Annotated in this window: 10 protein-coding genes and 1 pseudogene; 8 read left to right on the top strand and 3 right to left on the bottom strand. The window is 66.8% G+C overall.

Going from position 1 to position 12691, the window contains the following annotated elements; genetic code table 11:
* The first annotated feature begins 33 nt into the window (after positions 1-33).
* From HDA40_RS03795 to HDA40_RS03785, 3 genes are all read left to right on the top strand, one after another.
* Positions 34-348, top strand: coding sequence for a CU044_2847 family protein (locus HDA40_RS03795; RefSeq protein ID WP_253751678.1), 315 nt, complete (start codon positions 34-36; stop codon positions 346-348).
* A gap of 165 nt (positions 349-513) precedes the next feature.
* Positions 514-951: a hypothetical protein gene (locus tag HDA40_RS03790; protein WP_253751676.1), complete on the top strand. Its 438-nt coding sequence runs from the start codon at positions 514-516 to the stop codon at positions 949-951.
* Positions 952-1094: 143 nt separating this feature from the next.
* The gene (locus HDA40_RS03785; protein ID WP_253751674.1) at positions 1095-1865 is read left to right on the top strand and encodes a helix-turn-helix transcriptional regulator; all 771 of its coding nucleotides are present in this window, start codon (positions 1095-1097) and stop codon (positions 1863-1865) included.
* Between the two features lie 20 nt (positions 1866-1885).
* Here the strand turns inward: HDA40_RS03785 and HDA40_RS03780 are convergent, their stop codons facing one another.
* Complete coding sequence (locus HDA40_RS03780) at positions 1886-2164, bottom strand: DUF7336 domain-containing protein (protein ID WP_253751672.1); 279 nt, start codon at positions 2162-2164, stop codon at positions 1886-1888.
* 221 nt (positions 2165-2385) lie between these two features.
* On the opposite strand from HDA40_RS03780, the gene HDA40_RS03775 reads away from it, so the two are divergent.
* Entirely contained in the window at positions 2386-3150 is a 765-nt protein-coding gene (locus HDA40_RS03775) for a maleylpyruvate isomerase family mycothiol-dependent enzyme (protein WP_253751670.1), read from the top strand.
* A gap of 69 nt (positions 3151-3219) precedes the next feature.
* Here HDA40_RS03775 and HDA40_RS03770 read toward each other — a convergent pair.
* Positions 3220-3761: pseudogene (locus tag HDA40_RS03770) on the bottom strand (transposase family protein); the annotation flags it as partial.
* A 254-nt stretch (positions 3762-4015) separates the two neighbouring features.
* On the opposite strand from HDA40_RS03770, the gene HDA40_RS03765 reads away from it, so the two are divergent.
* From HDA40_RS03765 to erm, 4 genes are all read left to right on the top strand, one after another.
* Positions 4016-4267, top strand: coding sequence for a hypothetical protein (locus HDA40_RS03765; RefSeq protein ID WP_253751668.1), 252 nt, complete (start codon positions 4016-4018; stop codon positions 4265-4267).
* A 148-nt stretch (positions 4268-4415) separates the two neighbouring features.
* The gene (locus tag HDA40_RS03760; protein WP_253751666.1) at positions 4416-4835 is read left to right on the top strand and encodes an ester cyclase; all 420 of its coding nucleotides are present in this window, start codon (positions 4416-4418) and stop codon (positions 4833-4835) included.
* A gap of 549 nt (positions 4836-5384) precedes the next feature.
* A complete protein-coding gene (locus HDA40_RS42450) occupies positions 5385-6092 on the top strand; it encodes a transposase (protein WP_372503146.1) in 708 nt (235 codons plus the stop codon).
* Positions 6093-6224: 132 nt separating this feature from the next.
* Entirely contained in the window at positions 6225-7037 is an 813-nt protein-coding gene (gene erm, locus HDA40_RS03750; RefSeq protein ID WP_253751664.1) for an ErmE/ErmH/ErmO/ErmR family 23S rRNA (adenine(2058)-N(6))-methyltransferase, read from the top strand.
* A 403-nt stretch (positions 7038-7440) separates the two neighbouring features.
* On the opposite strand, the gene HDA40_RS03745 is transcribed toward erm, so the two are convergent.
* Positions 7441-12378 carry a diguanylate cyclase gene (locus tag HDA40_RS03745; protein WP_253751655.1) on the bottom strand — a complete coding sequence of 1646 codons (4938 nt, stop codon included), beginning with the start codon at positions 12376-12378 and terminating at the stop codon, positions 7441-7443.
* Between the last annotated feature and the right edge of the window lie 313 nt (positions 12379-12691).

Here is a 12691-nt window from a genome sequence, read left to right as displayed (position 1 = left end):
GGCACGGCGATCGAATACCAGCCGGAGGACCACATGGGAGACCAGAGCGTGCGGACCGTCGAGATCGAACTGCCCAGCGGGCGCACGATCAAGGCCGAGGTGGCGATGGCATCCGGAGGTGACGCGGGCCACGGGCCACGGTTCCGGCTCGACGACGTCCGCGAGCAGATCTCGGCGGTCGCGGAATTCTTCGCGGACTCCGTGCGCGCGACGATGCCCGATCCGCCACGCCGCTACGGCGTCGAGTTCGGCATCAAGCTGGCAGTGGAGAACAGCGGGCTGTCCAGCGTTCTGGCGAGAGTCGGCGCCGAGGCGACGGCCGTCGTGCGCCTCGAATGGGAGAACTGAACGAACCCGCTCACCATGGAGGAGAGCGGCTGGAGATCCACGTCGGCCAGGCATGCGCACGTCGCTGTCAAGTCCTCTGCTACTTTCCGCAGAGAGGATAGGGTCCGGTGGAGTCGCGGGCGTAGAAGTGTGGCCAGACCAGTCCATTCGGAAGGGAAGGCCCTCATGACAAGCCTCAAAAAGCTCGCCGTCGCGGCGATTCTGGCCACGACTGGGTTGCTAGCAACGACAACCCAAGGGGCGTACGCGAGCGGCAGCACCACCGGCTACATCGCCGGCACCGACAACGGGTACATCTACCACTACGTGGCCGGCGACGGTAATACGATCGATTCCCAGACTGCCAAGATCTACCTGTACGGCGGCGACATCATCTGCAACTTCTACATCAACTGGGTCTACCTCGACACGAACAGCAAGCCCTGGTACACCGAGCGGGCGTACACCAACACGGGCTGCGTTTCGGCTCCGGGTCTCGCCACGGACAAGACCGCCGTGGTCGCCGCGTGGCGTGGGAAAGGCTGGGCCAAGAACGGGTACGCCTGCGCGTACGTGTTCACCAACGGCAGTCAGCGTGGCCGCGCCTGCGTCCGCATCAACTGACCCGTACGCGACCTGCTCCCAGCTGCATTCCGGCTGGGAGCAGGCGGGCGGCGATCGTCACCTACTGCCCGAAGGCGCCGGAGCGATATCCAGTAATTTATCTGCGTGCCGAGCGGGGGAGGAGCTGCAGAGGTGCCGCCGAGATGACGACAGAGCCGCCTGACCTCACCGCCCGATCCTGGGCGCTGAGGGCGGAGGTCGCGCGCCGCGTGGCCGACGCGATGTACGCGGGAGCTCCGCAGGGACGGATGCGCCTGTTCGCCGAGGGACTCTCCGAGATCAACAGCCGGTTACCCGCTTTGGAACGGATCACCGAGTCGTCGATCTTCAACCTGCAGCCGCGTACCTTCTTCGATCCGCTGCGCCGGGAGCGGGAACCCAACCAGCGCACCCGCCTGCGGGGGATCAGGGGCCATATGATCACCGCGCCGGCGGTGCACCTCTCGCTGCTCGCCGCGTGCCATCCGGATACCTGGGTGGCGCCGGTCCACATCGCGGGCCTGGTCATCGATGAGCGGCTGGCCCTGTTCCCTGGCCCGCTGAGTGTCCGGGGGAAGCCGACAGCCTGGTTGTGCGACGACCCGGATCTCATCGAGGCCTTCTGTGATCTCTGGGTTCGCGTCCAAGATGTGGCCGTGCCGATTCGAGACATTCCCGGGGTCGTCGAGCTGACCGAGCGCCAGCTGAACGTGGTCTCCCTGTTGTCGGCCGGAGCCAAGGACGCGACCGTGGCTCGGCTGCTGGGTGTGTCGGCACGCACCGTGACCAGCGACGTGAGCCGCATCTTCGAAGCCTTGCACGTCTCCACCCGATGGGAGGCGGGCATGGTGCTCGGTCAGGCGACCATGCCGGTGCCGCCGGCGAGAGTCGACCGGCTTCTGCGCGATCGCCGCTCCCACGTGGCCGGGCCGTAGACGCGTCCGCGCAGGAGGGCCTAGAACGGCTCGCGGACGAAGCCTTCGGTCCAGTGGTCCTCATCGAGGTCGTACTCTCCGATCTGGAAGCAGTCTGGCTCGTCGGCGAAGCCCGACAGGAGGCGCGCGCGGCGGATCCGCTCTTCGGCCGCGGCCTCGGAGGAGTAGATGCCGAGCAGCTTGACGTCGTCGCCGTCCTGCTCGTCGATGAACACGCCGTCGTCGTCGACGTGAATCGTCTCGTTGTCGGGGCCGGCTTCGTTCTGGTGGCTGACGTGCCAGAGGGGATAGACCTTCACGGGCGCAGGCTATCGCGCACCAGCTCTCGTCTCACTCCGATCGCGCTGGCCCCGTCGGACCGAACACTGATTGCTGGGAGCGACTTCGTAGGTCGACCAGCGAGTGTGCGGAGCTTCAGGACGCTTCGGCGCCGGCGCTCCGCCCCGCTGTCGAATCGTTCGTCCGACAAATTCGCTATCCGGGGGCCGTCGTGCCGTGATACACCACCGACGTGCAAAACATGCTGGAGTTTCCCGAGGTCCTGCGGCTGATCGAAGACCGCTCGGCCGCGTTCCGGGCCGCGATCGCGTCCGCCCCCGACCTTGATGTCCAGGTCCCGACCTGCCCGGACTGGACGCTGCGCGAACTGGCGCAGCACCTCGGCGACGGTCGCCGCCGTCAGGCCGCCATCGTCGCGGCGGGCCCGGGCGCACAGCCACCGGCCAGGACGGACCCGAAGGGCGCGCCGACCGCGCCCCGCGACCGCGCAGCCATGGACGCGTGGCTCGCCGAGTCGACCGAGCTGATGCTCGACGCGATGCGTGAGGCCGGCCCGGACCGCGGCTGCTGGACGTGGTGGGGCCGCTCGCAGGCCCCGCAGACCAGCGGAGCTGTGGCCCGGCATCAGATCCAGGAGTTCGCCGTCCACACGTACGACGCCCAGCTCACCCAGGGAGCCGCACAGCCGCTGCCGACCGACGTCGCGGTCGAGGGGGTCGACGAGTTCCTGACGACCGTCTCGGCGACGACCGTCCCCTGGCCGTTCACGCCGGCGACCATCGACCTGCACACGACCGAGGGCCGCTCCTGGCGCCTGACCCTCAACGCCGACGGCGTCCGCTGCGACGACCTCGCCGCCGACGCGGAACCGGGCGACATGGCGATGCGAGGCGCAGCGAGCGAACTGGTCCTCTATTTCTACGACCGCGTCCCCCTCGACGGTCTGGAGACCACCGGAGACACCAAGCCGATGGAGCAGCTCGCAGAATGGGACCCCAACGAGTAAAAACGCGAACCTGTGACGCATCTGCGGGTTGTATGCGCGCTTCTGCTGGCGCCACGGGGCCTGGGGCGGGATCAAGATCGTGGCGTGGCGGTGCCGTCGTCGCAACGCGAAGTCATCCACACCGAGAACCCGCGGAATCTGTTGCTCGCCAACGGGCGTACGCAGCAGCGTCCGTACGGCGGTGTGACGGGACAAGGGCATCGCCAGCGCCGGCAGAAGCCGGGCGGTGCCGCGCCCGGCCAGTTCCCGCGCGACCGCGCCGATCTGGGCCGTCAGGCGGGTCGTGCGTCGCTGGCGGTGCTCCAGGACGCCGGGGATCTGCTCGCGGAAGGTCTGGCGGCAGCCGTAGGTCGGGCAGATCCATCGGCGTACCCGCACCACGACCTGAACCCGGCGCGCGTTACGGGCACATCCCGCAGCGTCCGCTCGTGATAGCCGTGCACCCGCACTGCACGGGCGCCGCAGTCCCGGCACATTGCCGCGTCCGGCGTCCGCGCACGAACCCGTGTCCAGTCACCCTCATCCGTCACGTCTGCGATCACCAGCGGAGACAACCCTGCGAACACAATGCTCGCAAGCTGATCAGCATCACACCAGCACCAGTATCTAATATGGACAGACGGCAATTGCCCACGGTCACCACCGAAAGAGATCCAGAGCCGTTATCTTGACAGACCCACAGTTCGAAGGTGGCGGTGGCACTCTGCAATGGAGCCATCGCGTTAGTGCAACCACTTACGCCCACGACAATCACAACGTGGATCGGCCCCCCATCGGCGCCCAAGATCCTCGCCTGGTCGCCCGACGCGCAATCCTTGCCGCCGCGACAAGCGAACACCTTATCTACTTGTGGTCGGCTACACACATGGTCCCGCTGGCTGTCATCGAGCCCGATGGCGCCCCATCCGTCCAATTCAGTTTCGTCGCGCCGGGTGACGCCGACGTGTGGATCGTCCACGTGTCATGGCCAGCAGACGACCAGCTACAAGCCATCACGCGGTGTGGACGGCGACTGACATGGCACCTTCCCGGCAGCATCGATGAGCTGATCGACAGCTCAGGCCTGGCCACGACACCCGTTCCACAGATCGCAAAGCAGCGCTTCGCCCTGCGTTGATTCCAGTGGCAAAGCAGCGGTCGTCGCGGGCACCGCCTTCGCCGCCGAAGCAAACACGCAGGTCAACCCCGGACGTTCCGGCCCGGCTGGCGTACCGGACGGAATACGATCGGAGCGTACAGCCGCTACAGGTGCGACGGGGGCAACAGTGGACAACACGATGACAACGCGCAAGGCATATGAGCTGATCAACGTGGGGAACCTTGAAGGGTTCGGCGACCTGCTGGCAGACGACTTCGTCGAGCATGAGGACCTGCCAGGCTTGGCTCCTACCAAGCAGGGGACGCTGGAGTATTTCCGGGCCCTGCTGACCGCGTTCCCCGACATGCGGATGGATGTCGAGGACCTCGTCGCGAGCGGCGACAAGGCTGTCGCGCGGGTGACCGCCACGGCGACGCATCGTGGCGATTTCATGGGGGTGCCGGCAACCGGCAAGTCCATGACGATACAGCTCATCGACATCATGAAGTTCGATGAGGCGGGCCGGCTGAGCGAGCACTGGGGCGTCGCGGACATGCTGACCCTCATGCAGCAACTCGGCGTGGTGCCCGCCGGCCCGCCGGTGTAGCCGACGGCACCGACCAGCTGCCCGGCCCGGCCGTGCGTCGGGGCGTGACGGTGTTCGCCAAGATCAATATTGGTGTGCACCGTTTGTGTTTCTGTGGCGTAGGTCAGCTTCAGGCGCAGGCTCCGGTGCAGGTAGGGCTTGTCTTCGGGGGGTGTTCGAAGTCAACCGGCCCCACCGCGCCGCACGGCGCCGTCGCGGCAAGTTCGATCCGGTTGACGCGGGCGATGCGGCCCGCGCACTCCTACCCGGCGACGCCAGCGCCACCCCGAAGACCCGCTCCGGCGCCGGTGGGCAGTTGCGGGCGCTGCTGGTCGTCCACCGCGGTGCAACAAAGCCGCGCACCCAGGCCGAACGGCAGCTACGCTGCCTCATCCTCGAGATCGAGGACCGGCAGCGCGCACGGCTTGACCGTCGGCGCGTCGATGAGCTCGCCACCGCCTTCGCCGCGCTGGTCGGTGCCGCCGGCACCAGCCTCGCCTGTCGGCGTAGGCCCGCCGCTGGCAGTTCCTCGACGCCGCGGTCCGGGCCAACACTGCTCAGGTCGAGGCGCTGGTCCGGCAGACCGCGTCCCGACTGCTCACCCGGCCTGGCATCGGACCCGTCACCGCGGCCCAGCTGCTGTCCACCGCCGGGGACAATCCCGACCGGTTGGGCAGCGAGGCCGCGTTCGCCACCCTTCGCGGCGTCAGCCCAGTCGAGCAGTGCATTATGGACGATCGCCAACAATCAGCTCGCGGAGGGCGCTACGGTGCTGCTGATAGCGCAATACCTCGACGGGCCGACCGCATCGCCGTCATCGACCACGGCAAGCTCATCGCCCAGGGCGCCGCCGGGGTCGCACTGAGCACAGACCTCGCCAGCGACGCGTTCGACCGGTACCGCACGCTGTCGATCCTGCCCGCCGCCCCTCGTTGGGGCGACGCTCAGCGACGCCGTGCGATACGCACTCGCCTCCACGGTGGTGGTCGGACTCGGCCTCGCGCTCGGATTCCGCCCCGGCGGCAACGCCTTCGGCCTGGCTGCTGCGGTGCTGCTCGTCGTCTTCAGCATCAGCCTGTGCTGGCTCTGGACGACGCTGGTGCTGGCCATGAAGTCGCCCGGTGCCGTACTCGGCGTCACCCAGGCGCTGCTTCACCCGCTGTCGCTGTTGAGCAACGGGCGGCTCCCACCTGTGATCAGGATCCTGAATGGTCGTCGCCCGCCGGTGCGACGAATCTCAGTGGAAAAGGCTTCGCAACTTCAGCAGATCCTTCCTAGAGTGATCGCATGTACTGCATATGTTTCATTCGTCTGCGCAGCAGCTGGGCTCTGGCTCGCTAGCTTCGCAGGACGCGAGCCCAGGGCCCGTCGAGATCCCACTCATCTCGAGGACCCGAAAGGGCTTTTGCTGTGGCGCAAAACTTCGCGCACGGAAACTTTTCGCACACCCAGAAGAAGGTCAGGAACGGCGGTGGCGGTCGTACGCCCAAAGATCGGGCGCGGCGTAAGCTCTCGCAGAACTTCCTGGTCGACCGGCATGCCATAGAGTTGCTGGTCAAGGCGGCGCGGCCGAGTGGCCTGGTGCTGGAGCCCGGCGCCGGTGAGGGAGTGCTCACGATGGCGCTAGCTAGAGCGGGCGCCGAGGTCGTGGGCTACGAGGTAGACCCGCTCCTGGTGGCCAAGCTCAAAGCCACGACCAAGCTGAAGATCGTCAGGGATGACTTCACCGCGACGCGGCCACCGAGCGAGCCGTTCGCGGTCGTTGGGAACATTCCGTACTCGATCACCTCATCGATCGTCAACTGGTGCCTGAGGGCGTCAGAGCTGACCTCCGCCACCCTGGTCACCCAGTTGGAATACGCCCGCAAGCGCAGCGGCGACTTCGGCAGGTGGAGCCTGGTGACGGTGGAAAGCTGGCCGTGGTTCTCGTGGGGCCTGCTCGGCAGGATAGGCAGGGAGAGTTTCAGGCCCGTCCCTTCCGTTGATTCGGCGATCCTGCGGATCGAGCGCCGGCCCGAACCTCTCATCGACAATGGCGGTGCGTGGCAGGAACTGGTGGAGCTGGGCTTTTCCGGCGTTGGCGGCTCGTTATACGCCTCGCTCGACCGGCACTACGGCGGGGTGGGTGCGGCCTTCGACCGGGCGGGCATCGGCCGTGACGCGGTGGTGGCGTTCGTTCATCCCGATCAGTGGGTCACGCTCTTCACCTCCCTGCAGCGCTGAGGCGAGCGATTGCCCCGCTCGCCGGTTTGGCCCGTCTGGAATGGCGGCCAAGCCGGTGAGCGGGCACGCGCTGAACAGGACTAACGTCATCCCTGCTGATCTTCAGCAAGCGAGGGTAGCCTCGTTCCTACCCCTCGCCTGACACACCGAACGCGGCCACTCCGCGACATGCCGGCACTCTCACTATTTTCCGGCAGCCCGGCGCGGCGTCGATAGGTCACACGACGTCAAAAGCCGCCGGGCAGCTGTGGGCCTGCGGGTTTCGCAGGCTGGCGGCCTGGATGCCGTGGCGACGGGGTTCCCGCGAAACGGGGCGTCGTCAGCATTGCCTCCCGCTAGGCTGGGACCTTCGGCGTGCATTCCGGCTGCCCCTGCGGTCGGCGGTCCGGTGTCGGCGTGCCGTTCATTCAGGGGCGCGGTGTGGGGCGGCTCGTACTTGGTTGCGGCCACTGCGTTTGGCGCGGTACAGCTCGACGTCGGCCATCTCGATGAGTTCTTCTGCCGTGTTGTCCGGTGCCGGTGTCACGGCTGCGATTCCGATGCTGACTGTGACGATCTCGGCGGCTGTCAAGGTGTGTGGTTCGGCGAGTTCCATGACGGCGTTGCGTATCCGTTCGGCTTTTCGGAGCCCGGTGGCAATGTCGGTGTCTGGCATCACGACGGCGAACTCCTCGCCGCCGTAGCGTGCCACCAGGTCAGTCGTGTCCGCTGCCCGGGTGAGCTGGTGGGCGACGCGCTGCAGGCAGCGATCGCCCGAGGCGTGTCCATAGTGATCGTTGTAGAGTTTGAAGTGATCAATGTCAATCATCGCTAGGACGACGGGTGCCCCGGAACGGTCCTGCCCCATGTTCCACTCGGCGGTGAGCACCTCTTCGAGCCGGCGCCGGTTGGCCACTCCGGTGAGCGGGTCGGTGATACTGAGGAGCTCGAGCCTGGCGTTGGCGAGCGCGAGTTGGTCGGTGCGTTCGGCGACTTTGCGCTCCAGCGACGAGTAGACCATCGCGTTGTCGAGCGAGACGGCCAGCTGGCCGGCGATCAGCATGACGCCGTCGAGCCGCTGGGTGGAAAACGCGTTGTGGATGAGGCGGTTCTCCAGCAGCAGCAATGCCCGCAGCTTTCCTCTGCTGAGGATCGGCACGGCCAAGAGCGAACAGCGCTGGAGATCTCTGAAGTATGGATCGCGGGCGAATCGATCGTCTCGCTCGGCGTCGTTGGCCACCAGAGGTTCGCGGATGCGCTCGGCGTATCGAATCACAGATATTGGTATCATTCGTTGTCGAGCGGCTGTGTCGAGGGGGATTGAGCCGTCGCCGTCGCCGTCGCCGGTTGTGCCTGGTGTGGTGAGCAGCCAATCTTTCCGGTCGTCGCTGTACAGCAGCAGATGGACGTCGGTGGCGCCGGTCATCGCGCTGAGCACGTCGACGACCCGGGTTCGTAGGCCGTCAACGGTGGTCTGGGAACTCAATGCCCGAGAGGCGGAGAGTACGCCGAGCAGATTGATCGTGCCGGTCATGACGGCAGATCTGCGGCGCGCGGCGCCGTCGCCCGGCTGATTCCGGGCAGTCGCCGGTGCGTCGGGTGGTGACTTTTGCAGTGCCGGGTAGGCCCAGTCGAGGTCGTCGACCTTCGCCGTGGCGCCCCACATCTCGTATTCGTGGCGTGCCTCGGCGAGTAGGCCGTATGCGGTGTGGTCCATGCCATCGGCCAGGTGGAACTGTGCCGCACGCTCGAAGATCAGGGCACGATGCCAGGGGCGTTGGCGGGCAGATGCCTCTCGTTGCGCCGCGTCGAAGGCGCGCAGAGCGACCCGGAAGTCGCCCACAGCCCAGGCCCGCTCGGCCTCGGCCAGCCGCAACAACTGCATAAAGTTGAACGGGGCGTCGGTGGCGCGTGCGGCCAACCAGTCGATCACCTCGTCCAACTCGGCCAGGAGAGCGATGTGTTCGTCGCCTGGCGTCGCGCGAATCCGGCCGGCGAGGGCCAACGCCCGCAGAACGTGGGCCACCGCTGTGGGGTATGTGCCCACGATAGCGGGGAGCAGCGGCATTACCGCCGTGGTGTGCTCGGCCAGCGCCGTCTGGTCGCCGAACAACGACGCGGCCAGCGCGCGGTTGACGTGTGCGTGGACTACCGCGGACTGGTTGTTGGGGTACCGTCGCGGCGATGCCACGTCGTCGGAAGCCGAGGCTCCGTCGTCGCCGCGTAGCAGGCCCACCAGCCATCGGTAGATTTCGAGCAACTCGCGGACCTGCTCGTTTCCGGTCCGTTTGGCGAAAGCCAGCGCGGACTCGACCGTCGTGGCATAGCCGTCCAGCGACGGTGTGCAGTCGAGCAGTTGCGGCACGTAGATCTGGCTCATGTAGGACGCGTAAGCGAGATCACCGCCCAAGGTCAGTCCGTCTCGCGTCAGTTGCCCGAGTTTGGCGGAGTCTTCAAGGGGTTCGAACCACTGACTGATGACGACGAACATGAAGCGGGCCTGGGAAGTGCCTGGCTCGTACCCGCGCGCCTCGCCCAGCGTCAGGATCCGCCGCCCCGCTCGATAGCCTGTGCGGTAGTCCTGCCGCATCGCGATCGTGGCCACCACGACCATCGCGGCCGGACCGATCAGGGTGGAGCCAGGACCGTGTTCTTTCAAGATCCGCAGTGCCTGCAAGGCCAGCCAAGCCATCGTTGCCATCGTCTGATCGACGAAGTAGGCCGCCGGAAGGATCTGGTAGATCAGTGCGGCCGTCGCCAGCAGCGTCGCATCGGTGATCTCCGGCCGGTGCAGGTCGTCGGTCTCGTCGCTCTGGTCAAGCCACTGATGCAGCGCGTCGAGGGCGCGCTCGACCTGGCCGGGCAGCTCCTGCGAGGTGGGCACTACGATGCCGAGTTGCTGCAGAACGGCAAGGCCGAGGTCGAGCGCCTGCTGACTGCGGTTTCGATTGATCAGGCTGCTGACCTGCACGAGCGTCGAATCAACATGCTCCAGCGTGCTCGTGCACAGTGTGTCGATCGTGGCGTAGACCTCGTCGGCCTCGTCGAGGCGTCCGAGGCCGTAGAGGGCGGCGTGGCGGCCGGTGTGCAGCTCGATGAGGGTGGTGCGCTGGGTCGGGTCGGTCAGTCGCAGTGCACCGGTCAGGAGCTTTTCGACTTCGAGGTGGTTGGCGACCAGTTTGGCCTGCTCGACGGCGTGGCGCAGCAGTCCGGCCACGAGGTGCCGTTCGTCGGTGTCGTGGATCGCGTCGAGCGCCGGCAGATATTGCTGCGCGGCGACCGCGTAAAGGTCGGGCACCGTGGCCAGGCGTCTCGCCATCGCCAATTGCAGACGATGTTGCCGCTGAGGCCCCAATCGGCGCAGGATCGCCTCTTGGATCCGGTCGTGGCGGAACCGTATCGTCTCGCGGGCGCCGAGCAGGAGCAGGCCGTCGTCCAGGGCGGGTATCAGCTGCTGCTCGACGGTGGCGGCCGGGGCGCCGGTGGCAGCGGCCAGCAGGCTCAGCTCTGCCTGGCCGCCGAGACATGCCATGGCCTGCAGCATGGCCCGCGCCGGACCTGGCATGGCGTCGGTACGCTCCGCAAGCAGGTCGGAGACGTCGGTGGTGGCCAGGTAACGGCTGAGCGCCGCCTGGTCCCACTGCCATCGACCGGTGCGTGGCGTCAGGACGTCGTGGTGTCGCAGCGCGTTGAGCAGTTCCACAGTGTCGTACGGGTTGCCGTTGGTGTGTGGTGCGAGCGCCTGGGCCAGGCCCGCCGCCTTTCCGGCGTCCAGACGAAGCATGTCCGCCACGATCGTGTTCTGGCTTGCTGCGGGCAGGTTGGTCAGTCGTATCTGCTCCGGCATGGTCTGCTGGCGCCGCCACCGCGCCAGCATCGCCGTGAGCGGGTGGGCGGCGTCGACGTCGCTCTCGCGGTAGGCGCCGACCAGCAGCAGCCCGTCGATGAGGTTGTCCTGTCCCCACAGCATGTCGATGATGCTCAGCGGGGTGCGGCCGGCCCACTGAAGGTCGTCGACGACGAACACCATCGGGCGTTTGCGGGACACCACGGCCCGCAGAGTCTCCACCGCGATCTGCTGCCCGCGGACCTGAGCCGTCAGCGGATCTCCGGGATCCGGGGCAACGTCGAGCAGCACCGCGAACTCCGGAACCACAGCGGTGACCAGACCAGCGTTGGGGCCAAGACCACGCAGCAACCGCTGACGCAGTTCGGCAAGTTCGTCCTCTGGCTCGGCGAGCAATTGTCGTCCCAAGCTACGAAACGCCTGGAGCACCCCGTCTGACTCGTGATCGCGCCGATACTGATCGAACTTGCCGGTGACAAACCAGCCGTCGGCACCGGTCACGGCGGGCCGCAATTCGTCGATCAACGACGTTTTGCCCACCCCCGGCGGCCCGTAGACCAGCACGCTCCGACTCTGCCCCGACACTGTCTCGGCAAACGCGGCAGCCAGCCTGGCGATCTCGTTGTCCCGTCCTACGAGTCGAGACGGTGGCAGCAGACGCAGCGGAAAATCATGATCCCCCAGCCGAAACTGCCCGGCTGGTGACGGGTCGTCACGCACCTGTACCAGATCGTGGATCAGTCCGTCGGCCGTCTGATAACGGCGGTCCGGCTCCTTCTCCAGCAGATGCATGATGATCTGGGACAACTCGGCAGGCACCGCGGGATTCACCTGGGCTGGCGCGACCGGAACGCGCGCGAGATGGTCATGCGTCAACCGCAACGCGTCGCCGCTGCCAAACGGCGGGCTACCGGTCGCCAGCTCGTACAGCGTCGCCCCTAACGCGTACAAGTCGGCACGCTGATCGACCGGCCGGCTCGTACGACCGGTCAGCTCCGGGGCAAGGTACGCCAACGTCCCCACGATCTCGCTGTGGTGCGTGAACTCCGGGCGGATCTCCGCGAACGAACTCGCCAACGCGAAGTCCACCAGGCACGCGGAGCGTTCGGGCCCACACAGCAGCACGTTGGCCGGACCAAGATCCAAATGCATCACGCCTCGGCCATGCATCCTGGCCACCGCACCCGACAAATCCACAGCGAGCCTGATCAACTCGCGGTGCTCCAACGGCATCGGTACCTCAGCCAGGCTAACCCCAGCAACATCGTCGAACATGATCGACCTGGGGTACGGCGGCACATCTGCCACCTGGGCAACCCCCGCAACACCATGAAGCCGCGCGAGAATCCCCACCTCGTGCCGCAACCGTGTCTCCCAGTCTGGGCCCAACGGCTCCTTACGGATCACGGTGCGCCCAGGCAGGAAAAGCCGCGTCACCCGGGTGGACTCGCTTTCATACACCGTTTCGACCCGAATCGGCGAATCCCGCGCCGGCGACACGCGGTCAGTGCCCATAGCCTCGCCCCAAATGCGCTGCTCACAGCTGAGCGCCTGCACTTAGCATGTCTGCGCTCACCGTACCTCCGCACCGGAGGTGGGATTGGGGATCTAACGATGTTCCGGCCTGACCCGCTGAGCACGGCGCTCGGCGAGGAACGTGGCCATGATGACCGCAACACTGGGCGACGTGACCCTACGGCCTGTTTCATAAGTCGGTTGACTTGTGAGACAGCGCCCTTCTCGGGCGCCCCCACCTGCCGGCCGTGGTCGGTCGGCGGTGGGGTTCCACGTCATCGGGGCTGGTTTCGTCGACAGGCTGACGCCGACC

This window comes from Hamadaea flava (assembly GCF_024172085.1).
Lineage (GTDB): Bacteria > Actinomycetota > Actinomycetes > Mycobacteriales > Micromonosporaceae > Hamadaea > Hamadaea flava.
The sequence above is the reverse complement of the archived record's forward strand: the minus strand, read 5'-3'. Positions and strand labels throughout refer to the sequence as shown.

Bases quoted from the DNA above. Each gene is read 5' to 3' on its own strand.
- HDA40_RS03795 (WP_253751678.1), top strand. From the start codon at position 34: ATGGGAGACCAGAGCGTGCGGACCGTCGAGATCGAACTGCCCAGCGGG.
- HDA40_RS03790 (WP_253751676.1), top strand. From the start codon at position 514: ATGACAAGCCTCAAAAAGCTCGCCGTCGCGGCGATTCTGGCCACGACT.
- HDA40_RS03785 (WP_253751674.1), top strand. From the start codon at position 1,095: ATGACGACAGAGCCGCCTGACCTCACCGCCCGATCCTGGGCGCTGAGG.
- HDA40_RS03775 (WP_253751670.1), top strand. From the start codon at position 2,386: ATGCTGGAGTTTCCCGAGGTCCTGCGGCTGATCGAAGACCGCTCGGCC.
- HDA40_RS03765 (WP_253751668.1), top strand. From the start codon at position 4,016: ATGGTCCCGCTGGCTGTCATCGAGCCCGATGGCGCCCCATCCGTCCAA.
- HDA40_RS03745 (WP_253751655.1), bottom strand. From the start codon at position 12,378: ATGGGCACTGACCGCGTGTCGCCGGCGCGGGATTCGCCGATTCGGGTC.